The organism is Chryseobacterium sp. Leaf405, assembly GCF_001425355.1.
Taxonomy (GTDB): domain Bacteria; phylum Bacteroidota; class Bacteroidia; order Flavobacteriales; family Weeksellaceae; genus Chryseobacterium.
Genome location: NZ_LMQN01000015.1, coordinates 626,993 through 652,997 on the forward strand (window position 1 = coordinate 626,993; position 26,005 = coordinate 652,997).

General features: G+C 34.7%; 24 protein-coding genes. 19 read left to right on the forward strand and 5 right to left on the reverse strand.

Features of this window, described 5'->3' with window-relative positions:
* The first annotated feature begins 6 nt into the window (after positions 1-6).
* The 9 genes from ASG22_RS12700 to ASG22_RS12740 all read left to right on the forward strand — a co-directional run bounded on the left by ASG22_RS12700 (position 7) and on the right by ASG22_RS12740 (position 7,531).
* Positions 7-357 carry a bacteriophage T4 gp5 trimerisation domain-containing protein gene (locus ASG22_RS12700; RefSeq protein WP_409991387.1) on the forward strand — a complete coding sequence of 117 codons (351 nt, stop codon included), beginning with the start codon at positions 7-9 and terminating at the stop codon, positions 355-357.
* A gap of 313 nt (positions 358-670) precedes the next feature.
* The gene (locus ASG22_RS12705) at positions 671-2,080 is read left to right on the forward strand and encodes a hypothetical protein (RefSeq protein WP_055985057.1); all 1,410 of its coding nucleotides are present in this window, start codon (positions 671-673) and stop codon (positions 2,078-2,080) included.
* Positions 2,081-2,082: 2 nt separating this feature from the next.
* Positions 2,083-2,502 carry a hypothetical protein gene (locus ASG22_RS12710; protein ID WP_055985060.1) on the forward strand — a complete coding sequence of 140 codons (420 nt, stop codon included), beginning with the start codon at positions 2,083-2,085 and terminating at the stop codon, positions 2,500-2,502.
* 31 nt (positions 2,503-2,533) lie between these two features.
* Positions 2,534-3,250 (forward strand): hypothetical protein, encoded by a 717-nt coding sequence (locus ASG22_RS12715; RefSeq protein WP_055985063.1) that lies wholly within the window; start codon positions 2,534-2,536, stop codon positions 3,248-3,250.
* A gap of 16 nt (positions 3,251-3,266) precedes the next feature.
* Entirely contained in the window at positions 3,267-3,698 is a 432-nt protein-coding gene (locus ASG22_RS12720; protein ID WP_055985065.1) for a hypothetical protein, read from the forward strand.
* Positions 3,699-4,120: 422 nt separating this feature from the next.
* Positions 4,121-4,789 (forward strand): carbonic anhydrase, encoded by a 669-nt coding sequence (locus tag ASG22_RS12725; RefSeq protein ID WP_055985069.1) that lies wholly within the window; start codon positions 4,121-4,123, stop codon positions 4,787-4,789.
* A gap of 22 nt (positions 4,790-4,811) precedes the next feature.
* Positions 4,812-5,111 carry a hypothetical protein gene (locus ASG22_RS12730; protein ID WP_055985072.1) on the forward strand — a complete coding sequence of 100 codons (300 nt, stop codon included), beginning with the start codon at positions 4,812-4,814 and terminating at the stop codon, positions 5,109-5,111.
* Positions 5,112-5,255: 144 nt separating this feature from the next.
* Positions 5,256-6,848: a SulP family inorganic anion transporter gene (locus tag ASG22_RS12735; RefSeq protein ID WP_055985075.1), complete on the forward strand. Its 1,593-nt coding sequence runs from the start codon at positions 5,256-5,258 to the stop codon at positions 6,846-6,848.
* A 47-nt stretch (positions 6,849-6,895) separates the two neighbouring features.
* Positions 6,896-7,531, forward strand: a complete 636-nt coding sequence (locus tag ASG22_RS12740; protein WP_055985078.1) for a carbonic anhydrase family protein — start codon at positions 6,896-6,898, stop codon at positions 7,529-7,531.
* Between the two features lie 105 nt (positions 7,532-7,636).
* On the opposite strand, the gene ASG22_RS21010 is transcribed toward ASG22_RS12740, so the two are convergent.
* Positions 7,637-7,786, reverse strand: a complete 150-nt coding sequence (locus ASG22_RS21010) for a hypothetical protein (RefSeq protein ID WP_157844721.1) — start codon at positions 7,784-7,786, stop codon at positions 7,637-7,639.
* A 130-nt stretch (positions 7,787-7,916) separates the two neighbouring features.
* Between ASG22_RS21010 and ASG22_RS12745 the strand changes: the two genes are divergently transcribed.
* On the forward strand, positions 7,917-8,426 hold the full coding sequence (locus tag ASG22_RS12745; protein WP_055985081.1) for a hypothetical protein: 510 nt from the start codon (positions 7,917-7,919) through the stop codon (positions 8,424-8,426).
* A 48-nt stretch (positions 8,427-8,474) separates the two neighbouring features.
* On the opposite strand, the gene pth is transcribed toward ASG22_RS12745, so the two are convergent.
* From pth to mfd, 4 genes are all read right to left on the reverse strand, one after another.
* Positions 8,475-9,038, reverse strand: coding sequence for an aminoacyl-tRNA hydrolase (pth, locus tag ASG22_RS12750; protein WP_055985086.1), 564 nt, complete (start codon positions 9,036-9,038; stop codon positions 8,475-8,477).
* Between the two features lie 88 nt (positions 9,039-9,126).
* Complete coding sequence (locus tag ASG22_RS12755) at positions 9,127-10,056, reverse strand: hypothetical protein (protein WP_055985089.1); 930 nt, start codon at positions 10,054-10,056, stop codon at positions 9,127-9,129.
* 103 nt (positions 10,057-10,159) lie between these two features.
* Positions 10,160-11,032, reverse strand: coding sequence for a hypothetical protein (locus ASG22_RS12760; RefSeq protein ID WP_055985091.1), 873 nt, complete (start codon positions 11,030-11,032; stop codon positions 10,160-10,162).
* Between the two features lie 166 nt (positions 11,033-11,198).
* Complete coding sequence (gene mfd, locus ASG22_RS12765) at positions 11,199-14,567, reverse strand: transcription-repair coupling factor (RefSeq protein WP_055985094.1); 3,369 nt, start codon at positions 14,565-14,567, stop codon at positions 11,199-11,201.
* A 242-nt stretch (positions 14,568-14,809) separates the two neighbouring features.
* Here mfd and ASG22_RS12770 point away from each other — a divergent pair, with 242 nt between their 5' ends.
* The 9 genes from ASG22_RS12770 (at position 14,810) to rnhA (ending at position 25,966) form a co-directional block, all read left to right on the forward strand.
* The gene (locus tag ASG22_RS12770) at positions 14,810-15,202 is read left to right on the forward strand and encodes a hypothetical protein (protein ID WP_055985097.1); all 393 of its coding nucleotides are present in this window, start codon (positions 14,810-14,812) and stop codon (positions 15,200-15,202) included.
* A gap of 188 nt (positions 15,203-15,390) precedes the next feature.
* Entirely contained in the window at positions 15,391-15,636 is a 246-nt protein-coding gene (locus ASG22_RS12775) for a hypothetical protein (protein ID WP_055985100.1), read from the forward strand.
* Positions 15,637-15,764: 128 nt separating this feature from the next.
* Positions 15,765-17,264, forward strand: coding sequence for a GH3 auxin-responsive promoter family protein (locus tag ASG22_RS12780; protein WP_055985103.1), 1,500 nt, complete (start codon positions 15,765-15,767; stop codon positions 17,262-17,264).
* Positions 17,265-17,333: 69 nt separating this feature from the next.
* On the forward strand, positions 17,334-17,696 hold the full coding sequence (locus ASG22_RS12785) for a hypothetical protein (protein ID WP_055985106.1): 363 nt from the start codon (positions 17,334-17,336) through the stop codon (positions 17,694-17,696).
* 95 nt (positions 17,697-17,791) lie between these two features.
* Complete coding sequence (locus ASG22_RS12790; RefSeq protein WP_055985109.1) at positions 17,792-19,027, forward strand: MFS transporter; 1,236 nt, start codon at positions 17,792-17,794, stop codon at positions 19,025-19,027.
* Positions 19,028-19,117: 90 nt separating this feature from the next.
* A complete protein-coding gene (locus tag ASG22_RS12795) occupies positions 19,118-21,205 on the forward strand; it encodes a T9SS type B sorting domain-containing protein (protein WP_055985111.1) in 2,088 nt (695 codons plus the stop codon).
* A gap of 87 nt (positions 21,206-21,292) precedes the next feature.
* Positions 21,293-23,656, forward strand: coding sequence for a T9SS type B sorting domain-containing protein (locus ASG22_RS12800; RefSeq protein ID WP_055985114.1), 2,364 nt, complete (start codon positions 21,293-21,295; stop codon positions 23,654-23,656).
* 153 nt (positions 23,657-23,809) lie between these two features.
* Positions 23,810-25,402, forward strand: coding sequence for a replicative DNA helicase (gene dnaB, locus ASG22_RS12805; protein WP_055985117.1), 1,593 nt, complete (start codon positions 23,810-23,812; stop codon positions 25,400-25,402).
* 87 nt (positions 25,403-25,489) lie between these two features.
* Positions 25,490-25,966: a ribonuclease HI gene (rnhA, locus tag ASG22_RS12810; protein WP_055985120.1), complete on the forward strand. Its 477-nt coding sequence runs from the start codon at positions 25,490-25,492 to the stop codon at positions 25,964-25,966.
* The last annotated feature ends 39 nt before the right edge of the window (positions 25,967-26,005 follow it).

Sequence of the window (26,005 nt, forward strand, 5' to 3'; positions counted from 1 at the left end):
AAAAATATTAATGCGAATACACCGAATGACATTACTTTCACTGCCGGACAGAATTTGAATATTAATGTGGGACAGAATATGATAACAACTGTAGGGATGAATTCTACTGAAACTGTAGGAATGAATAAATCTGTTGGGGTGGGGATGATGAGTATGATTAATGTGGGGACAAATTATATGGTCAATGTAATCGGGAAAATGGTGGAGTTTATTCAGGGAAATAAGGAGAGTAAAATCGAAAAAGATAAACAAACCATTATCAATGGAAAAGGTTCTACCCAATCTACAGAAAATCATGAGTTCCATTCTCAAAATGAAATACAACATAATTCAGCCGAAAAATCTAAAAGCCACTAAATTATGAGTAAAGAAACTTATATAGGCGGAGATTTAATAGAAGAAATCGGAGGAAGCTATAAAATTTATGCCCAGGAAGGCTACGAAATTACTTCAGGAAAAGAAATTGTTTTTAATGCTAACGTCATTATTAGCAATTCTAAGTGTAGCACCGTTTGCCTGAGTAGCTTATATAGGCGGAGATTTAATAGAAGAAATCGGAGGAAGCTATAAAATTTATGCCCAGGAAGGCTACGAAATTACTTCAGGAAAAGAAATTGTTTTTAATGCTAAAAACGGAGTAAAGTATAGGATTAATCAACAAGCTCCCGTGATGAAAGCAGATGCAAAATGTATTGTAAACGTTAGATCTAAGCAAGAATGGAGAGGTGAATTTGCATTTGATTGGTTTAGAGAAGGTAATTCAGCTTTATTAGATGATGTGGATTATAATGAAATTGTAGGCAAATATTATCAGTATAACGAGAGGGAAATTTTAAAAAAACTTGAAAAAAATAATGGTTCTCTACCCAAAGATGTTTTTATCACGGATCCAAACAAATGGTATACTGTAGAGACTGATATTGATAAAAATCCCACCGGTGCAAAAGAATTCTTTAAGAAAGATCCACAATATTTGCCGGCACATGACTCTTTAGACAAGCTTAAGCAAATGTATCAGGCGTTCAGTTATACTCCCAAAGGCGGCGGAGAAAAAATCTATTATGCATCTGTTATTGGTCTTTTTCCTGAAAATGAAAAATATGGACCAATTGAAGCTACTTTAGACATGCATATTGAATTTTTAACTGACGAAAAACCAGATTATTTAATTTTTAAAGTTGATGGAGTTGAAATTACAGATCAACATCCCATTATTGGTTTAAGCAGATATAAAATTGAAAACCCAAATACTTTAGAACCTTTAACTATTAAATGTAAAGCCAGAAGTGGAAAGTATGGAGCCATTGAATTATTTTATAATACAACAAAAGCTATCCAGATTTATTCTGTAAAAAACCAAACAGAAAATCTTGCGGGAGTTATCAAGTTCATAAATACAACAGCTGTTAAGAAAAAGAAAATTTTGATTATAAAAGTGCAAACTTCTGAAGGAGTAATTGGAAAACCTGAGGAAGGGGCATTATCTAAGTTTGAAGGAGTACTAAACCAATGTATGCTTCAACCTGAATTTTTAACTATGGATAAGAATGGTAAGGAAATTAGATTAAATATCTCTACAGAAAAGTATAAATTCATTGAGAAATGTCATGTTAGTTTTGATAAAAATAAAAAAATATTCATTATGAATGATAAAGATAATGAATTGGGAGAGATGCTATTAAATGAATTAAAGGAGCAATTTCCTGATTATTTAGGAAGTGAATATTTTAGGCTATATTTCTTAGATGTCATTTCACAAGCGGGAAATAGTATAGAAAGAGGCTATTCATCACCTAATAGCAATTACGGAATAATGTTTAAAACTCACGATCCTGAAACGATAGCCCATGAATGTCTTCATGGTTTGGGATTATCACATACTTTCTCTTTCAATACTAAACATTATGGAGATGATATTTTTAATTATAAAGCACAGGCTACTAAAAATATTATGGATTATTCTAGTATGAAAAATAATCCCGTAGAAGCATTTAATAGAAAACCTAATACCTATGTCCCAAAAGAAGAATATTATCTTTATTATTGGCAATGGAAAAAGGTAAATAAAAATATACAATAAGCATGAAAAAAATAGTTTCAATAGGAATTGTATTAATAAGTCAAATATTATTTTCACAAATAGTTATTAAGGTAAAAATAAATAAGAATCACACAAATGAAGTTTATTCCAATGAATCATTACGATTAATATTAGACAAAACAGATTCTACATTTACTTTCATCTCTTTACCTCCATTGGATGGTGGTGATTTGAAAATATATACAGTTTCAGAAGGAAAATATACCATTTACAATAATATTTTAACGCTCTTTTCACAGAATAAAAATAATTTTGACGTTAGTTTATTTGATGATATAACAGGTCTTAAGTTTATTATTAAGAGAAAAAAAATTGTTCCAAAATCAGATATGTATTATCCTTTTTCGAAAGAGTTGATTAAATCTAAATTATCTAAATATAAAAGTCTTCTTTATAATTAATATTAGTTTAGAAGCAAAAGCAATCAGTAAAATGAGAAAATTCCATCAATTCATAATGTTGTTTTTTGTGTTTTCATTAAGTGCACAAGTATACCATAAAAATATAAATCCCTTTGACATTTATCCCGAATTTCAAAAATTTGATTTTGATCAATACAAAACAGATTATAAAAATTTACCCAGTGATTCCTCAGGAAGATTTAAAGTACTGAAAGATGGTACATTATTTCGTTCAGAAAACTTTAATAATAAAGATATTTGGTATCATGTTATTCCTCCAAAATCTTATATTACTCTTTCTTATCATTTTTATCCATCAGGTAGGTTAAAAGAATTTGGACAGTTTGCTAGTTTAGATTCTTATGTAATTAAAATTGGTATTTGGAAAGATTATGACGAGAATGGTAAAATATTAAAAATGACAGACGAAGATATAAAATTCAAAAAATTTTCATTTGCGGACGCTTTAAACTTTATGGAGAAAAAAGGTTATATTAATTTAAAAACAGGCAAAAATAGAACTGTCAGTTCTTTTTATTTTGATACCGAAAAAGAGATTTGGGAACTCTATATACAAACCTATTACAATGAAGAGGTTGAAGAAAAAGGAATTCAATATATCATTAATTCTCAAAACGGAAAATTAAAAAAAGTACTATATATAGAAAAATGTTTGTATCCATTTGAAGGGTTATGCAATACAATTAATAAAAAGAAAAAACCTAAAAAAAATTATATCTATAATTAAATAGAATAAAATATGCATGAAAAAAATAATTTTAATAGGAATTTTATTAATATGTCAAATATTATTTTCACAAACGATCTTTGATATTGAAATAAATAAAAATCATAAATATGATGTCTACAGTAATAAATCATTATATCTTGTTTTAGATAAAACAGATTCAACATATATATTTCTTTCTTTACCTCCGTTAGATGGAGGTGATGTTAAACAAGATGCGATTTCAGAAGGTAAATACCAAATTACCAAACAGTATTTAACATTTATCTCGATAAATAAAAGAAATTATAACTTTAGTATGTTCGATAATTTAACAAGCTTACAATTCAAAATTAAAAAAGAAAAATTAATTCCTAAATCTGACAAAAGCCAATATTATCCTTATGTAGAAGAGCTTTATAAAGCTGATTTAAAAGATATCGAATATCCATTAAATTATACCAATTAGATTAAATATGAACATGAAAATTCTTATAGAAACTTATAAGAGGTACCATAAAAATTAATCCTTTAAAAATTTGTTGTGTAACTCTAAAACAAGATAACGTTCATATCAATTCATAAACAAAAATTTAGCAAATTCATCTCTCAATAAGAATTCACCATCTATTTCATTGTTTTTTTAATGATAGTTTGTACTTTTATATAGATTTAATTTAATAAACGGTAAATATTTGAGTTAAATATCATCGATATAGCTTTTAATCCCTTATATCAGTATGATTTTAAGCATATTTTAATATTAAACTTTGTTAAAAATGATTGCCGTTTCAGTAAAAATTATATTTTTGCATAATTATCGATTTAATCTATTGATTTTGAAAATAATTTACACGAAATAAATAATTATAAAACTATAAATTTTAAATTATGTCACAATCGTACGAGGTTATTTTCGAAAACAACAAAAAATGGGCAGAGTCTAAATTAGCAGACAACCCCCAATTCTTTAGTGAATTGGCAAAGACACAGAACCCCGAATATTTATATATCGGATGTTCAGACAGCAGAGCTACAGCAGAAGAATTGATGGGAGCAAAGCCGGGAGAAGTTTTCGTCCACAGAAACATTGCCAATGTGGTGAATACTTTAGATATGAGTTCAACTGCTGTTATTCAGTATGCGGTGGAACATTTGAAGGTAAAGCACATTATTGTTTGCGGACATTACAACTGCGGCGGTGTAAAAGCAGCGATGACCCCTCAGGATTTAGGATTATTAAATCCTTGGCTGAGAAACATTCGTGATGTTTACAGATTGCATCAGGCAGAATTAGATGCCATTGAAGATGGAGAAAAACGTTATGACAGGCTTGTAGAACTGAATGTTCAGGAGCAGTGTATCAACGTAGTTAAAATGGCTTGCGTACAGGAGCGATACATTTTAGACGAGTATCCTGTTGTTCATGGGTGGGTTTTTGACCTTAGAACGGGTAAAATTATTGATTTGAAGATCGATTTCGAGAAAATCTTGAAAGACATCCAGAAAATCTATAACCTTACAAGTTCTGATTGGGTGATGAGCCGAAAAACGAAATAGTTTTTCAAAAAAAGAAAGTAAAATGAAACTTTGGAGTATCCTTACATTACTGTTCTTCCTTAACTTTACGGCGCTGCCAGGCATTGCTGCTGTATGCGGTTGGGATCTTACAAGAACGAATGTAATTATCAACGAAGAAGAACCTCACTCCAGCCCATCATCTTTTATTGTTTACGAAAAGACACTTCCAAAAACTTTAGATGTTTTCGATTATCTGAAATTTTTTGAACCTTCGTTAGAAGACAGATCTTTCTTACTGATAGATGATTCCTTTCATCTGTCCCCTTTACTTACCATATTTTCTCCGCCTCCGGAGGCATAATTTTTTCCATTAGATTTTTTTGATACTGTTCTCTATCATTTTTTTGATATTGAATACACCTTGTATTTTAAAATTAAAATTTTCCATTTTTAAATTGATTTATTTGAAGGCAAATAGGTCGGTTATTTCTCACAGCTTAACATCATGAAAAAAACATCATTAATAGGAGGAATAAAGGAGAACTTCCCTTCAGGACTCGTAGTATTTTTAGTGGCCCTTCCTTTATGTTTAGGAATTGCGTTGGCATCCGGTGCACCCCCATTGTCCGGAATTATTGCAGGTATTGTCGGAGGCTTGGTTGTAGGAACAATCAGCAATTCCAACATATCGGTTTCAGGACCGGCAGCAGGTTTAACTGCAATTGTTTTAACTGCAATTACAGATCTTGGCGCATTTGAGCTTTTCCTTTGTGCAGGGATTATTGCAGGATTAATTCAGTTGGTTTTGGGATTTGTAAGAGCAGGAAGTATTTCCAATTATTTTCCGAATAATGTGATTGAAGGAATGCTTGCCGCTATCGGTATTATCATCATTTTAAAGCAGATTCCTCATGCATTAGGCTTTGATAAAGATTATGAAGGTCACCAGTCAATTTTTGACAACGGGTTGAATTTCGGATATTTCAGCGAATTATTCGGAGCCATTCATCCGGGAGCAATTATCGTAACCTTAGTTTCGGTTGCCATTTTAATTACCTGGGATAAAGTATATGCCCTAAGAAGAATAAAAATGCTTCCGGGAGCTTTAGTTGCCGTAGTTGCAGGAATTGTTCTGAATGAAGTTTTCAAAATAATGGGCAGTTCACTGGCAATACAGAATCAACATTTGGTTTCTTTGCCTGTACCGCAGTCGTTGGATGATTTCAAAAATTTGGTAACCATGCCGGATTTCAACGGATTTACCAACCCGAAAGTATGGATCGTGGGTGCAACAATTGCCATTGTAGCTTCTATTGAAACATTACTTTGTATCGAAGCGTCAGACCGTTTAGACCAACAAAGAAGAATCACTGATACTAATCTTGAATTAAAAGCGCAAGGAATCGGGAATTTAATCAGTTCATTCATCGGTGGACTTCCAATGACTTCGGTTGTGGTAAGAAGTTCTGCTAATGCCAATGCCGGGGCAACATCCAAGCTATCAGCAATCATTCACGGGGTTTTATTATTAATCTGCGTATTGTCGATTCCTGTGGTTTTAAATTTAATTCCGTTGGCAACTTTGGCTGCGGTATTACTTTTAGTGGGATATAAATTGGCTAAACCTGCTACATTCAAACATTTCTGGCATTTGGGAAAATTCCAGTTTATTCCGTTTGTGGCAACCGTCGTGGCAGTTGTAGCGACAGACCTGTTAAAAGGTGTGGGAATCGGTCTTGCGATTTCAGTGTTCTATATTCTTCAGGGAAACATGAAGAGAGCGTATTATTTAAGCAAAGAAAAACTGGATGATGCAGACGGAATCACCATTAAGCTTGCCGAGGAAGTTTCATTCTTAAACAAGGCAGCAATCAAAAAAACATTAAAAAATATTCAAGCAAACTCAAACGTAACCATCGATGCAAGAGGTACTTCATACATAGCCACCGATGTTTTGGAAATGATTCAGGATTTTGCCAATATCAGGGCGAAAGAAGAAGATATTACTGTAGAACTTCTAGGCTTCAGAACCTCGTACAGAGATTATGAAAGAGATGAAGATTCTCACATCGTAGTTACCCATAAAAGAGCTATGTAGCTCATCAATTATTTTTTTTAACTTTAAAAATTCAATACATAAACAATATGAAAGCACACACTTCTGAAACACAGTCAACAATTACTCCTGAAAAAGCCCTTGAATTCTTAAAACAAGGAAACGAAAGATTCGTAAACAACCTGAAGGCAAACAGAGACCTTTTGGAGCAGGTGAATGCTACAAGAGAAGGACAATGGCCTTTTGCGGTAGTTTTAAGCTGTATTGACAGCCGTACTTCTGCTGAACTTATCTTCGATCAGGGACTTGGCGATGTATTCAGTATCAGAATTGCAGGTAATTTTGTAAATCAGGATATTCTGGGCTCTATGGAGTTTGGATGTAACGTGGCAGGATCTAAACTGGTTGTAGTATTAGGACATACAAAATGCGGTGCATTGAAAGGTGGTCTGGATGCAGCACAGATTGAAGGTCTTGGTATGGATAACCTGAACCATTTGATTAATCATTTTGATCCTATCATCAACGATATCATCGAAGATGGAGAAGAGCGCTCATCTAAAAATGATGCTTTGTTGGAAAGACTGAATCAACAAAACGTAAAAAGTGCCATCGAAGACATCCGTAAGCAAAGCTCTACCCTTAAAAACCTTGAAACAGAAGGTAAAATAAAAATTGTAGGAGCAAATTACGATGTTGAAACAGGCGTTGTAACCTGGTTATAATCAGTCACTACCCTTATCTACAATACAACATATTATAGTTAGACAGATTGGAAATTATTGTAAAAGTACATCTGAGAACCATCGATTTTTTCGGTGGTTTTTTATTTAAATATTCTCATCATCGCTGTCATTCTGAAAGAAGCCAAAGTGAAGTGAAGAATCTCTTATCCAGATAATATGGACATTTTCCGGAAAATACCCTACAGGCCGCAGGAAGGTTTCCCACCTACCGGAAAGTTTGTCGCACCCCTGCATGAAGCTTTCCGGAAGCTCCGAAAGTATGTCGCAGGGGTGCGTTGACTTTTCGGAATCATCCGAAAACTCATTACTAAGGTGCGTGAGACTTTCGGAAAATTGTAATTGATTAAAAATTTATGATTTAATTGTGAAAACATTTCCCGAATTTATTCCTAAAAAAGTTCAGGAAAACTTACTTTTGATATTCAAAATAAATGCAGCAGATCAACTTATGAAAATACAGATCAACATCCTGATAGTAGGATTCATTTTATTATTCAGCGGATTTTTAAAAGCTCAGAAACCTGTAAGTGATACACTGGCGTATGCCAAAAAATTTGAAATCAATAAAGAAAAATATATAGGAAAGCCTTTTTCTCTATTGCTAAAAGATATGACCCAACTGCAGTTTAAAAAAGCAAAATCTGATATTAAAGCCGATCCTAATAATACCTTACCCAGTACATTATTCAGATTTTCTGATAAGGATATTAATTCCGGCAAAGAGGTTACTTTAGTCATCAGATGGAAACCCGATACTGCTTCAACAACTCAGATAGAATTTTTTCAGGAAGAACACAATTATAATTTTACCGTAAATGAAAGAAATTTCTTTGATAAAAAGGTGATAAGAGATATTGTTGTTTACAGACAATAAAACCTCCATTTCAGAAGGTTTTACAATATCTAAATCTTTAGTTAAAGATTATTTTCCGTTAAAAGCCGACATGGTATTATTAATTCCCGCAAATACAAAAGACAATGAAGCTTTAGTAAATTTCTCGATTCTTTCCGCCAATGTTTTATTTTCTTCTTCATTCCAGGTTCCGAGAACATAATCTACCTGTCTTCCTTCAGAAAAATCTGCAGAGATCCCAAAACGGAGACGCGCGTAATTTTGTGTTTGTAGCACTTCATTAATGTTCTTCAATCCGTTGTGCCCAGCATCAGAACCCTTTCCTTTCATTCTCAATGTTCCGAACGGCAATGCTAAATCATCCGTAACAATCAATACATTTTCCAAAGGAATATTTTCTTTCTGCATCCAGTATCTCACCGCATTTCCGGAAAGATTCATATATGTGTCCGGTTTTAATACCAATACTCTTCTTCCTTTATATTTTCCGTCTGCCATCCATCCGAAATTTGTAGTATTAAAAGATACATCCAACGTTTCAGCAATCTTGTCTGCAACTTTAAAACCTATATTGTGACGTGTATTTTCGTATTCAGAGCCTTTGTTTCCAAGACCGACTATTAAATATTTCATTGAGAAATTTTTTGCAAAATTAAGGCATTAAAAATAAAAACTCAACCTTCGGAAAGATTGAGTTTATATATTATTGAGAAATTATTTCTTACAAAGGTTTGTAGATATAATTTATAGTGTATCCCACTGTCATGTAAGTCTGAGGATCGTAACGATAATCTGTAGATGCTACCTGTGGAACAGGAATCGCCTCCGTAAGATCTGTAAGCGTCTTTCTTCTCGGACTGTTTGGAGAAAAAATCAAGCCTTCTTCACCTTTGTAATTAGTTGATATCAGTCTTGAGATTTTATAGGCAGTCGGCAATAAGGTAAACGGACTGATATTTACATCATAATTTGAAAATCCGTAACTGTATTTTTCCGTAGGAGTACCCGGTACGCCTCCATTCATCGGACCTATATTTTTTATTAACTGAGCAACATTATCACCCATATACTCAAATTTTGTAGTTGAATAGTCTGTGTTAACAAACGGAGTTGCTTCGGGACCGCTTTCCATCGTAATTAAGTCTAGCTTCCCAGTTGCTGCAGCATACGCTATTGTATATTTCGTTTTTACCCTTTTGTACAAAGTCTGCGGGCTCGGATTGGCAACTGAGAAAGGCGATGTTGTTATTCTATGGTATAAAGAACGGTTTTCTGAAATAGTTTCTAACCTTCCTGTACCACCATAGGTGTATAATTGTGTATAAACAATACTGTCTTTATCTAATTTCTTATCATCATCAAGATCAAGAAAACCTTTGAAATCAATCGTGCTTACTTTATTTCCGCTCCATGCTACATTGGTAACCGATGCGCTGTCTGTTAAGACTCTTGATAACTGCAGCCCGTTATAAAAATAGGTAGCTATGGTATGTGAATTATCAACTTCTTGGTGTAAAGCTCTTGGACCTGTAAGTCCGGTGGTTGTATTTGTATCTAAAAGTGGGTTTCCGTCTTCATCTGCCAAATCTTTACAAGAATGTAATGAAGAAACACCAGCTAACAATAAAACAAAATAAAAAAGTCGTTTCATTTTAATGGGGGATTTATTTATTTTTCCACAAATATAATTTTTTTTTGAATAAAAATCATTACTTTATTCAAATTCTGATAGAAGTATCAAAAAAATATTATACTTATAATACTTTATATATGTATTTTGTTAATTGTCCCTGATCTGATACCGGATAGTTCTGAGAATCGTATAAATAACTTTTAGGAACGCTTATTGCCGGACCTGCAGGAGCGTGAATCGTCATCTTCCCTGTATTATTCGCAGAAATAGAATTAAAGTTGATCGGGAACATAGTACCCGTTACTATAAAGTATTCTTTCGGCAATGTATTATAAGGATTTACTTTATCATCATAATTACTGTAAGCATAACCCATTGTACTTGCGGTTGTAGTATCAGGATTTGCTCCATCCATCAGCATTGAAGTCTGATCCATTCTTGCTACATTATCTGCAGAAAATGTGAATTTGTATTCAACATAATGTGTATAAGTTGTGCTTCCCCCTAATTTTTTCTTTTCAACAATTCTGTAAAGCTTTCCGTTTGCATCATAAACGACTTCAAAATCGCTATGGTTGATTATTGCAGTTCCCAGTACAGGCTGATCCATCGCAATCATCGTAAGCTTACCGGTAGTATAGGTGAGATTATATGTATTATCTATAACGTGTGTAGGCTTATTATCCAGATATCTTATTTTCGAAATTTTGCTTCCTGAATAGGTTACCGTAGCAGTAATAGCATCACTGGAAGCTGCATCTCGTATGATAGCCTGAGAAAGTGCACCTGCATTGGTAATATATTCCTCCAGATCTCTTGTTTCAGTAGCACTTATTTTACTGTTGATCTTGCTTAAAATTCTTGGGCCTACGATAGCCGGATCGGATGGGTTTGTATTGTTCTGGTTTGGCGGGTCACTGGTTGTATTATCACAAGAAACAACAAGTCCTAATGCAACTACCGCAAATGTAGAAAGAATGTATTTTTTTAGCATGCTTTATTAGATTTTTAATGCCGTCAAATATAATTGATTTTCTCTTACAAATGATTTAAAATTTACAAGAATCAGTAAAAATTACACAAAAAAAATCTAAAAACTTTCGATTTTAGATTTTTAATTGAGAAATATTTAATAAGGTTAATTCTATAACAAGCCAGAATCAATTATCTTTCAAAATTGATTTTAGTAAATAATTTACCTCATCTACATTAATTACTTTATCCTTTCTCATCATCAACTGATTTCCATCCTTTCCGCTTTTTTCTTTTAACTGAGCTTCTTTAGGATTTCGTGTCAGATAATTGATAATATGTCTGAACTTATCGGTCTGGTAGAATTTATCCTGAGGATTATTTGGGAAATATCCTAAGAAAACTCCGTTTTTCATGACAATTTTCTCAAAGCCAATATCTGCCGCCAGCCATTTTAAGCTCACACTTTTCAACAGATTAATGGCTTCGTTAGGTAATTCTCCAAAACGGTCGATTAATTCAGATTCAAATTTCAATAAATTTTCTTCATTGTCAATCTCAGCTAATTTCTGATAAAGCGATAATCTTTCCTCCGTATTCGATATGTACCAATCCGGAAGCATTAATTCTAAATCGGTATCTATATTAACGTCTTTCGTTGTTTTAAATAATTTGTTTCTTTCTTCTTCATTTTCGAAAAGATTTTCAAATTCTTCATCATCTTTTAATTCTTCCAATGCTTCCTGCATTAATTTCTGATAGGTTTCAAAGCCCATTTCGTTAATAAATCCACTTTGTTCCGCACCCAATAAATCTCCCGCACCACGAATTTCCAAATCTTTCATTGCAATCTGAAATCCACTTCCCAAATCAGAAAACTGCTCGATCGCTTCTAAACGTTTTCTTGCATCGGAAGTCATCATATCATAAGGCGGCGTGATCAGATAACAGAATGCTTTTCTATTGCTACGGCCGACACGACCTCTCATCTGGTGAAGATCTGCCATCCCGAAACGCTGCGCATCATTAATAAAAATAGTATTCGCATTCGGAACATCTACTCCACTTTCTACGATTGTTGTAGAAACCAAAACATCATATTTCCCTTCCATGAAATCCAGCACATTTTTTTCCAGCTGCTTTCCTTCCATCTGTCCGTGCCCGGTGATTACCCTCGCATCAGGAACCAATCGTTGAATTAAACCGGCAATATCTTTAAGATTTTCAATTCTATTATTGATGAAGTAAACCTGTCCGTCACGCTGAAGTTCATACGAAACCGCATCACGAAGAATTTCTTCGCTAAAACCAATGATCTGCGTATCAACAGGCTGCCTGTTTGGCGGTGGTGTTTTGATTACGGATAAATCTCTCGCTGCCATCAATGAAAATTGCAAGGTTCTCGGGATTGGTGTTGCAGTCAACGTTAAAGTATCAACATCTGCTTTTAATGTTTTCAATTTATCTTTTACAGAAACCCCAAATTTATGTTCTTCATCAATAATTAACAATCCCAAGTCTTTAAACTTGACAGAACTACTTGCCAATTGATGCGTTCCTATAATAATATCAAGTTTTCCATCTTTCAATTGAGCCAATGTTTCAGATTTCTGTTTTGCAGTTCTGAAACGGTTTACATAGCCAACATTTACTGGAAAATCTTTTAATCTTTCTTTAAAACTTCTGTAATGCTGAAAAGCCAGAATTGTTGTAGGAACTAAAATTGCCACCTGTTTTCCGTCGGTTGCTGCCTTAAATGCTGCGCGAATCGCAACTTCCGTTTTACCGAAACCTACATCTCCACAAATCAGTCGATCCATTACTGTATCGGCTTCCATATCATGTTTTACGTCAATCGTTGCTTTTTCCTGATCGGGAGTATCTTCATAAAGGAAGCTTGCTTCCAGTTCATTTTGCAGATAAGAATCCGGAGTGTAAGCAAAGCCTTTCGCCGTTTTTCTCTGAGCATATAATCTGATTAAATCGAAGGCTATTTGTTTTACTTTCGCTTTCGTTTTTTGCTTTAAAGATTTCCATGTTGGCGAACCCAGTTTGCTTAAAACAACCTCTTTTCCGTCCGGTCCGTTATATTTTGAAATTTTATGAAGCGAATGAATACTTACATATAATAAGTCACCGTTTTTATACGTCAGTTTAAAACATTCCTGAATTTTCCCGTCATTATTCACTTTTACCAATCCCATGAATTTTCCGATTCCATGGTCGATGTGAGCGATATAATCTCCGACTTTCAAAGACATCAGATCTTTTAAGGTTAACTGCTCAGATTTTGCGAATGTATTTTTTGCTTTATAACGTTGGTAACGGTCAAAAATCTGGTGATCGGTATACACTAATAACTTGTGATCATGATCGACAAAGCCTTCGTGAAGTTCAGATTTAAAACTTTTAAAAGGAAGTTTGTGTTCCAGCTCTTCAAAAATTAATTCTAACCTTTCCTTTTGCTTTTCGCTGGAAAACGAAATCCATGTTTCATAACTTCCATTTTGTTTTTCTTCAAGATCTTCAATTAATAATTCAAAATTCTTATGAAAAGTCGGCTGCGGAATCTGATCGATTTTCATTTCAGACAACTCAATCAATCCTTCAATGGGGAAACTTCCAAAATCAACAGTTTTAAACTTTTTATAGTCAAATAAAAACTCCTGATCCGAAATAAATAATTCCTGTGGAGATCGGTGCGCAATATCTTTGCTTAATGTCTCAAATTTCACCAAAGATTTTTCGTAAAATGTTTTCAGTTTTTGCATTCCGACAAGCCCATTTCTGGAAATTACAAAACTTTCTTTCGGTAACAGTTGCAGCAACGAAACCCGACTTCCCGTCACGGTAAAATTCATATTGGAAACCAATTGAAAATCGGTCACTTTATCAACGGAAAGCTGTGTTTCAATATCAAACGTTTTAATATTTTCAACTTCATTTCCGAAGAACGTGATACGATACGGTTTTTCATTGGAAAACGAAAAAACATCAACAATTCCGCCTCTCACAGAAAATTCTCCCGGCTCAGATACAAAATCGGTCTGCTGAAAATTATAATGATTTAATAATTCATCAACAAAATCAAAATCAAGCTGATCGCCAACTTTAATATGATGGGAAATCGCTTTAAAATCTTCTTTCTTCAACACTTTCTCCGACAACGCCCCGGAATAAGCTACAATAACTTTCGGAGATTTACTCGAAGTAATTTTATTGATTACATCAGTTCTAAGCACCAAGTTGGCATTCTGCGTTTTCTCCACCTGATATGGCTCCATGTGTGTTGCCGGAAAATAAAGAATTTTTTCTTTTCCTAAAAGATCTTCCATTTCAGCATTCGCATACAACGCATCTTCTTTATCATCAACCAAATAAAGAATATGTTTTTTTTGTGTGAGGAAAAGTTCGGCCACAAAAACCGATACAGAAGAACCGGCGTTTCCTTTTACAGAAATATGTTGGTTATTTTCCAATTGAATAAAAATCTCCTTTCCGAATTCTTTCTTAAGCAGCTCAGGAAGGAATTTTTCGTTGATGGTCTTTAATTGCATAAGTAATATAGTATAAACGGCAAAAGCGATTTCGGGAGTTTTCCGAAACCGTTTGATCTACACAAAGGTAAGGATAATTTTTCCTTTGAAAATAAGATGATAATCATTCAAAGTTAAAAGGACTGAGGAAATCTTAACGTTTTACTAAAATTTTAAATTAAAAAGTTAAAATAATTTTAAAGGTACCACATGGCATCTGATTTGAATAACCGAGTTTACGAAACCATTAACGAAATATTATTATGAAAAAAGTAATCCGAATTTTAGGAGTATTCCTATTAATGTTCTTTGTTGTCACGACAATCACATCATGCAGCGACGATGACGATCCAGCAAACAACGATTTTTTTGCAGGAACCTACAGAGGCAGTGTTAAATATACTGATGCCGATAACAACATCAGTGCTGATGATGGAAGTGTATTTGTAACTAAAATTGCAAGCGGAACAAAATATAACTTCGCTTTCTCAAATGGAATTCCTGACCTGAATGGTGTTGAATTTCAGCAACAAGGAGACAACACTTTGGTAATGGTCGGTTCTAATGCAACGACTTATATCAGAATTGACAACAATGATTTAAAGATTTTATATTTAAAAGACGGTAAAGCGTGGACGGCTAACTGTACACGATAAACGTATTAATTTTATGATGAATCAGAATCTGCTTTTCCAGTTTGGAGAAGCAGATTCTATTTTTAGGAATACCTAGATACATTTAATCTTTTTTTAATCTGTACTAAACTTTAGTTAAGTTTAAAAAACTTCATTTTTCAATTCGATTTTTACATAACTTTGATTCAAGAAAAACAAACAAATCTATTATGAAAAAATTTTTAACCGCAATGTCTATCGTTTTAGGACTTGGACTTGCAAATGCTCAACAAACTGCTCCGGCGGTTGCAACAAAAACTACGAAAACAGTAAAATCTGCTAAACCTGCCACGGTAGAGACCGCAAAGCCCGCAGCTAAAATGAAGAAAGACGGAACACCTGACAAAAGATATAAAGAAAACAAAAACTTAAAAAAAGACGGTACTCCTGATAAAAGGTACAAAGCAAATAAATAAACTCAACATATAGTTGTTATTTTCATAATCAAATTTCGAAGAACCGATGTACACTCATTCATCGGTTTTTTTGTTGCTTATTTTTCAAAAATGCTCGCAGATTCTCTACTTATTTATAAATTTGAACCATGTTAAACTTCCTCAAGAAAAATGCAGCATTGGTTTGGGCAAAAAAACACGTCCAAAAGGCAGAAGAATTCAAGAAAAATGCAGATAGAAATCAAGAAGAGCTATTGTTGTCTTTAACTGAAACAGCAAAGAAAACTCTTTTTGGAAGAGAACATGATTTTGAAAATATTAAAACGGTTAAAGATTTTCAGGAAAAGGTAAAAATTGCCGATTACGAAGATCTTAAGCCATATATCGAGAGAGTAAAACGCGGACAGGCCAATATTCTCTGGACAGAAACTCCGGAATATTTTGCTAAAACTTCCGGAACAACCTCCGGCTCGAAATACATTCCGATTTCTAAAGAAGGAATGCCATTCCAGATTAAAGGAGCTCAAAGTGCGCTTTTCCATTATATCGCTCAAAAAAACAACGCCGATTTTGTAAAAGGAAAGATGATCTTTTTACAGGGAAGTCCGGAACTTGAAGAAGTTTTCGGGATTAAAACCGGCAGACTCTCAGGAATTGTGGCGCATCACATTCCGAATTATTTACAGAAAAATCGTTTGCCCAGTTTGGAAACCAATATGATTGAAGACTGGGAAGCGAAGGTTGATAAAATCGTTGAAGAAACCGAGAAAGAAAACATGACGTTGATTTCCGGAATTCCGCCCTGGCTGATTATGTATTTTGAAAAACTGATTGAAAAAAATGGTAAAAAGATCAAACAGATTTTTCCTAATCTTCAATTAATTGTTACAGGCGGTGTAAATTACGAACCCTACCGCGACAAAATGGAAGAATTACTGGGCGGAAAAGTTGATATTATACAAACATTTCCAGCTTCGGAAGGTTTTTTTGCGTTTCAGGATGATTATACGAAAGAAGGATTATTGCTTTTAACCAATCATGGGATTTTCTATGAATTTATTCCGCTGGAAGAATATGGAAAACCTGATGCGAAAAGATTAACCCTAAAGGACGTTGAGCTTAATAAAGATTATGCTTTAATTTTAACGACAAATTCAGGACTTTGGGCATATTCGATTGGTGATGTCGTGAGATTTATCGATAAAAATCCGCATAGAATTTTAGTGAGCGGAAGAACGAAACATTTTACCTCAGCTTTCGGAGAGCACGTGATTGCTTTTGAAGTGGAAGAAGCGATAAAGGCGACTGTAGAAAAATTCCCTGCACAGATTACAGAATTTCATTTGGCACCGCAAGTAAATCCCAGCGAAGGACTTCCTTATCACGAATGGTTTATTGAATTTGAAAAAGAACCTGAAAATTTAAATTTATTTAAAAATGAACTCGATGATCAGCTAAGAAAACGCAATACTTATTATAATGACCTGATTTCGGGAAATATTCTGCAACAACTCCACATTTCGAGTTTAAAGAAAAATGCTTTCAATGAATATGCAAAATCACAGGGAAAACTAGGCGGGCAAAATAAAACTCCGAGACTTGCCAACGACAGAAAAGTGGCAGATTTATTGGAAATATATAAACTTTAATCACATTTTTTCAATTCCGGAAACGTATATTCGAAAAAAATTATAAATTTGGAAAACTAAAAAATAATAATGAGAGCATCTGTACTTTTAAAATCATCTTTATTAACGTCGCTGTTTGTAATTTCATCTTGTGCTACTACAAAATATTCAGAAGATACTGCCAAAAATGATTATTCTAATCTTGAAGCAGGAAAAATGTATAAAGTAACAATGAAGGACGGTTCAGAAAATCAAAAAATATTATTCCGTAACGTAGATGGTGATAATTTGATTGGGACAGCCGGAAAAAAAGACAGTACAGTGGTGACAATTCCAAAAGCTAATGTAGCCGCAGTAAAAGATTTGAGAAAAGCAAGAATTACGGCAGGCGCTGTTGTAATTGGCGCAGCGGGTGTTGCAGCATTAGTACTAAGTTCTTCAAGAGCAGACTAAAATAGATTTTATCTTTTAGGTATCATTCAATTTTTCATTTAAAAAAAATACCATATTAATAGCCTCAAATGAATATTTGAGGCTATTTTTGTCGGATGATTTCGTTTACGCCGCTACAGACATTGAAAAATGTCGAATTCAGAAATCTTCTCACCGGGAGATTTTTTATTGTTTTAGCCTTCAGAATGCTTGCTACTTTATTAGGATGGTGGGTGTATCAATTAACAAAAGATCCTTTTTCTATTGGTTTGATCGGACTTTCAGAAGTCATTCCGGCGGTGAGCTGTGCGTTATACGCTGGTCACGTAATCGATATGAATGAAAAGAAAAGATTATTACTCATCTGTAATTTCGCTTATATATTTCTAATCGGATTATTATTGATTCCTGCTTTCTTTAATGTTGAATTACATTTTTCGGGACATCAGATTACCTATTATATATACGGTGTGATTTTCTTTACAGGAATTGCGAGAGCTTTCATCGGACCAATTGTTCCTTCAATGATTCCGAAAATTGTAAAAAAGGAGAATCTGCCGAATGCCATTACTTTAAACCAAGCGGCATTTTTGGTTTCGTCCGTCTGTGGGCACGCTATAGGTGGATTTCTAATAGGATATATTGGTGTAAAATGGGCACTTGTCGTAATTATTTCATTGATATTTGTGGCATCATTATTCTTTTTTCAGTTAAATAAACAACATTCTGAATACAAAAAAGAGAATATTAACGTTATAGATAGCATGCGTGAAGGAATTTCCTACATTTTTAAAACAAAAGAAATTCTAGGAGCGCTGTGTTTGGATATGTTTGCGGTTCTTTTCGGAGGTGCAGTAGCGATGATTCCTGTGTACGCTACCGATATTTTAAAAGTCGGTGCAGAAGGTTTCGGATTATTAAATGCGGCATCAGATATTGGTTCAATGTGTATTATCACCATTTTATCAATTATTCCGTTAAGAAAAAATCAAGGTAAGGTTTTACTTGCCGTGGTTACAGGTTTTGGTCTTTGTATTATCGGTTTCGGATTATCACATTTATACTGGCTTTCGTTTATGTTTTTGGTATTAAGCGGAATGCTTGACGGAATTTCAGTGGTAATCAGAGGAACCATTGTACAGCTGAAAACGCCGGATCATATCAGAGGAAGAGTATTAAGCGTAAATTCAATATTTATAATGTCGAGTAACGAAATGGGGCAGTTCGAAAGTGGATTATCTGCAAAACTTTTAGGTGTTGTGCGCTCCGTCATTTTCGGCGGAACGATGACCGTATTAATTGCATTAATTGTAGGAAGTACCAACCCAAAATTACGAAAAATGCAATATTAAGACAATAAGTATCAATTTATTAAATAAACCTTAAAAACTTTAAATTAACATTAATAATTTTTTATATTTGTAATATAAAAATTCCCCTACATGAAAAAAACTTTACTAATTTTCCTGAGCATAATGGCTCAGTTCTTTTACTCACAGTCGGACTGTACTTCAGCCCTTGCCGTGTGCGGAAATTCAGCCATTTCCTACACTCCGAGTGGTTTTGGAAGCGTCCAGGAAAATCCTTTAGGAGGAGGATGTCTGTCATCAGAACATTATTCTGTATGGTATACATTCACTATTGCTACCAGTGGTACTCTTACTTTTTTGATTACTCCAAATGCTCAGGCAGATTATGACTGGGCTGTTTTCGGACCAAACAAAGCTTGTGGTTCTCTGGGAACACCATTAAGATGTTCTTACGCATCAACAGCAAGTGGAATTTTAACAGGACTTAACACGACAGCGACTGACCTTACGGAAGGTGCCGGAGGTGATGGTTTTGTAAAATACATGGATGTAGTTGCCGGAGAAACTTATTATTTGATTATTGATAACTTCTCTGCAAACACCAATGGTTTCGTATTAAGTTGGGGAGGATCGGCTACATTAGCATCTCCGTTTTCGGATCCGGCTGTACAGCCAAATCCTTTTATTGCACCCGGAGTACCTGCTGCGAATCCTGCGAATCCTAGAGAAGTAACGATCTGTACAGATCCTGCTATTTTTGATTTCACTACTTTAAGCGCAGGAATCCTTAATAATAATCCAAACTTTACAATAACTTATCATACGACTCAGAATGATGCTTTAACTGGTGCTGCGCCTATAACAACACCAATTTCGGTAAATTCAACCACTCCGGAATATTTTTACAGAATTACCTATACGGATCCTACCAATCCTAACAACCCTATTAATAGATGTACCCAAACAGGAAATTTCAAATTTAAGCTTGGAAACATTACTGCACTTGATGTAACATTATTAGGATGTAATAACAACGGCACAAGCATAGCAACATTTGATTTGACAAGTGCTAATGTATTGCCGTCTGATCCTTCAGCAATCAAAAAGTACTATCCTACAATGGCAGATTTAGTTGCAGGAACCAATGAAATTCTGAATCCTGCTCAATATGTGTCTTCCACAGGAAAAGTATATGTAAACGTAATAACAGCACAGGGATGTAATGATAGTGCCGAAATTACATTAAATTTACGTCCTGTAATTGTAGTAACTGATGCAACCTTGAGATCATGTTTCATTGACACCAATCCAGCAACTGCCTCATTCAATCTTACGCTTGCGACGGTAACTGCTGAATCTGGAATTATTAAAACATATTATCCTTCTTTAACAGATGCTTTAAATGGAACAAATGCGATTCCTGATCCGACTACATATATTGCTCCAAACGGTGTAGTTTTCGTAAAAGTAACGAATGCAACAACACAATGTTATTCAATTGCTAAAGTAACGCTAATTGTACTTCCTCCTGTATATTCTAATGTACTTGAAGATAAAATCATCTGTATAGAAGACACGACAACGTTAGATGCAGGACCTGGATTTAGCGGATATACATGGAGTACAGGTGCAACAACTCAGACAATAAGCAATGTTACTGTTGGTACCTATTGGGTAGACCTTAAAACAGGAACTTGTATTACAAGACAAAACGTAAAAGTATATCCTTCAGAGCAGCCTGTTATCGGAAGCATTGACATTCAAAACAATACGGTTACGGTGTACACAGTTGGAGGGACTGCTCCATACAAATATTCAATGGATGGGATTAACTGGCAGGATTCTAATATCTTTACCAACGTACCGAGAGGAGACAATACGGTATATGTAAAAGATGATTACGACTGTGATCCTATAGATGTAACAGTAGTAGTACCAAACTTAGTTAATGTAATTACTCCAAACGGAGATGGGGTAAATGATGTGATTGATTACTCTGCATTAGCCAGCAAGAAAAACTTAGTATTAAGTATCTATGACAGATACGGAGTAAAAGTTGGACAGGCAGATAAACTAACAGGTTACAAATGGGACGGAACTACAGGTGGCAAAAAAGTCCCTACCGGAACATATTGGTATTCTGTAGAATGGAATGAAAACAATAAAAAGAACACGCCATTTAAATTCTCCGGATGGGTAATGGTAAAAAATAGAGAATAATTTATATAAACACGTTAAAGAAAACCGCTTTTTCAAGCGGTTTTCTTTACTTAACGAAGAATTAATAATATTTATAAATAATTACTTATGAAGAAATTATTACTACTGATTGTACTGTTTTTATCACAATTGGCTTTTTCTCAATCAGATTGCGTCACGGCAATTCCGGTTTGTGGAAATTCCGGTATTTCTTATACTCCTACAGGTCCAGGAGAAACAGAGGAAATTTTAGGAGGATGCCTTACTGATAATGAAAATTTTTCCGTTTGGTACAAATTTACCATAGAAACTGCCGGAACTTTAACCTTTGTAATTACTCCCGCATCATCAGCAGATTATGACTGGGCTGTATACGGGCCTAATAAAACCTGTGATGATCTAGGAACTCCTGTAAGATGTTCATTCTCCGGAGGAACAGGTCCAACAGGTCTTAATATGACTTCACTCGACACCTCGGAAGCAGCAGGTACTGATAATTTAGGAAATACTTCAGACCGTTTTGTTAAGTATATGGATGTTTTACCAGGCGAAACCTATTATCTGATTGTAGATAATTTCTCTAATAACACAAGTGGATTCTCGTTAACTTGGGGAGGAACGGCTACATTATCATCAGCATTTACGAATCCAACGTTAGCACCTAATCCATTTATAGCACCTGGAGTTCCAAATCCTGCGGGAGGACCTAACGAAATCCCAATGTGTCCTTTGCCAACAACTTTTGATTTCAGCACATTAACAGCCTCAATTGTGAATGGTAACCTTAACTTTAACGTTACTTATCATACGACTGCAAACGATGCTTTGTTTGGAACAGCGCCTATCACCACGCCAATTGTTGTAAACGGAACCGACATATACTATTACAGTATCAAATATCAGGATCCTGTAGACCCAACCAATCCGTTGAACGAGTGTAGACAGACAGGAAGATTTAAGTTCAAATTGGCTCCGCTTCCTTTAGTTAATGTAACGTTATCGGCTTGTAACATCAACAATACAGGAACGGGTATTTTTGATTTGACATCCGCTCCGATTTATTCTGGTACCTCTACAAAGAAATACTACCCTACACTTGCAGATCTGAATGCCGGTACAAATGAAATTATACCAGCTACTGCATACTCTTCTACAGTACCAAAAACAATTTACGTAAAAGTATCAACAACACAGGGATGTAGTGGAAATGCACAAATAACATTACAATTTTTGCCTCCTCTTACAGTACTGAACGTTACTATAAAGGCTTGCAACAACAATGGCGCAGGAACCGGAGTTTTTGATCTTACTTCAGCAAACGTATACCCAACAAGTACGAATGTTACCAAGAAATATTATCTTTCTCTTGCTGATTTGGCTGCCGGAACAAATGAAATTACTAACACTACAAATTATATTTCTGCAGCTCCAAAAACGATTTATGTAAAAGTGTCAACACCGCAAGGATGTACAGGACAGGGGCAAATATTATTAGACTTCTATCCTGTAGTTTCAGTATATGATGCTTCATTGGAATCTTGTTTTATTGCCACCAATACTACAACCGCCTTATTTGATTTAACATCAGCAAACGTAACTGCTCAAACCGGTACTACAAAGAAATATTATAAAACAAATGCAGACGCATTAGCCGGAACAAATGAGATATTAAATCCTAGTCCGGATTCTTATATTGCCGCAACAGGAGTTGTTTATGTAAAAGTATTCAACAGTAACGGATGTTTTGCGATTGCAAAAATCAACCTAAGAGTTATCCCTCCGGTTAAATCTACCATTTTGAAAGACAAAACAATTTGTTTTGAAGATAAAACAACATTAGATGCAGGAGCTGGATTCGACGAATACGAATGGAGTACCGGAGCAACAACTTCATCTATTACCAATGTAGGCGTTGGTGCATATTGGGTGAATTTAAGAACTGGATCATGCTGGACTTTACAGCCTGTAAATGTTTATTCTTCTGAACAGCCTGTAATTACAAATATTAATATTACAAATGACTCATTCACAATTACAGTAAATGGAGGAACTGCTCCTTACAAATATTCTCTTGACGGAATTAACTGGCAGGATTCAAATGTATTCACAGGACTTCCGAGAGGTGAAAACAAAATATATGTAAAAGATAGTTTCGATTGTGCACCAATTGATGTTCAGGTAACGGTACCAAACCTATTGAACGCAATCACTCCAAATGGTGATAACAAAAATGATTTCATCGATTATTCAGCGTTAGCATACAAGAAAAACTTAGTTTTCACAATCTACGACCGATACGGAAATATGTTGTACAAAGCAGATAAAATCAGAGACTTCACATGGGACGGAACATCCGGTGGCAAGAAAGTTATTACAGGAACTTACTGGTACACCATTACATGGAATGAAAACGACAAAAACAATACACAAACGAAATACGACGGATGGGTATTGGTAAAAAACAGAGAATAAAAATATTCACTATCAATAAAAAATCACCTCAGCAATGGGGTGATTTTTTTATGCACAGAGATAAAGCCTTTCACTAGTAGCTTTTTATAACTTATCAACAATAATCTTGATTACTATTTTTAATTTGATTTTCAAAAAAACTATCTTTGCAGAATGGCGCAGAAAGAAACATTATCATCTCTTACCAACGGAAACTTTGCGAAAGAGCTGTCAATTGCTGACGGAAAAATGCCTCCCAATGCAGTAGATTTTGAAAGATTGGTTATCGGTACTTTTTTGATTGACAAAAAGGGACTCGACCATTCCATAGACTTGCTTACGCCAGATGTTTTTTATGACCCAAGACATCAGGTGATTTTTTCTACCATTTTAAAATTATACGAAGCCAACCACCCTGTCGATATCATGACGATTATTCAGGATTTGAAAAAAACTGAAAAACTAAATCAGGCAGGCGGCGATCATTATATTGTTGAATTAACGATGGGAGTAAGTTCATCTGCTCACATCGAATATCACGTACGTGTCATTCTTGAAAAATATATTTTAAGAAGTTTAATTAATGTTTCAGCAAATGTTATAGATTCTTCCTACAAAGAATCAACAGATGTTTTTGAATTGTTGGATAAAGCCGAGCAGTCATTTTTTGAAATCACCAACGGAACTATTAAAAAAGGATTTGACACCGCAAATTCATTAGTAAAACAGGCAATTGAAACCATAAAATCTTTAAAAGACAAAGAAGGACTTTCCGGAGTTCCATCAGGATTCAGAGATGTAGATAAAGAAACAGGAGGCTGGCAAAATTCCGACCTTATCATCATTGCGGCACGTCCGGCGATGGGGAAAACAGCTTTTCTGCTTTCAATGGCAAGAAATATCGCAGTTGGGCACAAAATCCCGATGGCATTATTCTCCCTGGAGATGGCTTCGGTACAGTTGATCACCAGAATGATTGCTTCCGAAACAAAAATTTCATCAGAAAAATTAAGAAAAGGAACTTTGGATGACGAAGAATGGCAAAGATTATTCTCCAACGTATCCGAACTGGAAAACGCTCCTTTATATATAGACGAAACCCCTTCCCTTTCGATTTTCGACTTCCGTGCAAAATGCCGAAGATTGGTAATGCAGCATGGTGTGAGAATAATCATGGTCGACTACCTTCAGCTGATGACAGCCGGCGGAGGCAGTGGAAAAGGAGTCGGAAACCGTGAACAGGAGATTTCCATGATTTCGCGTTCGTTAAAAGCAATTGCAAAAGAACTGAATGTTCCCGTAATTGCCCTTTCTCAGCTTTCACGTAGTGTGGAAACACGTCCCGGAAAAAGACCTCAGCTCTCAGATTTGAGGGAATCCGGAGCGATTGAGCAGGATGCGGATATTGTATCTTTTATTTTCCGTCCGGAATATTATAAAATTACCGTTTGGGATAACGATGAAGAAGGTCAGGAAACCTCAACAGAAAATCAGGCAGAATTAATTATCGCCAAGCACAGAAACGGGGCAACTGCGGATGTTCGTTTATCTTTCTTAAAACATTTTGCAAAATTTGCTGATATTGAAGCAGCATTCGATGGAGGAATAGGCTACAATTCTAATGCAGGATTATTAGGAGAGCCAAGTGGTTTTGATAAAATTAAAACAACCATTCAGCCAGGTGCAGCATTTGATCTTCCCGATAGTTCTAAACTTTCAGGATCTTCCATGAACGATCTGGATGACGATGATGATTTTCCTTTTTAAAATTTAATACTAAGATTAGTTTCATTTTTAAATATAACTTTCATCAGTTTTAATTTTAAACCAAATTTCAACCTCTAAATAAAACCCTTGAGAATAGAAATATACACCGACGGAGCTTGCAGCGGAAATCCAGGAAAAGGCGGATATGGAATTCTCATGCGTGTTCCTGAAAAAAAATATCAGAAAACATTCTCTAAAGGTTTTAGAAAAACCACCAATAACAGAATGGAACTGTTGGCGGTAATCACTGCTTTGGAAAAACTCAAGTCTTCTAAAAACGATATTCATATTTACACTGACAGCAAGTATGTCTCTGATGCCATCAACCAAAACTGGCTCGCAGGATGGATAAAACGAGGATGGAAAAATGTGAAAAATCCTGATCTTTGGCAAAAATTCGTAGGATTATACAATTTACACAACCCTAAAATGCACTGGATCAAAGGACATGCGGGACATTTTGAAAATGAACTGTGCGATAAGCTTGCTGTAACTGCTGCTGCATCAGACAGTTTAGAAGTTGATACTTATTTTGAGAATCTCGAAAACAATTCTTTATTCTAAATTATAATCAAACTAAATTCTCTTCAAATATATTTAGCA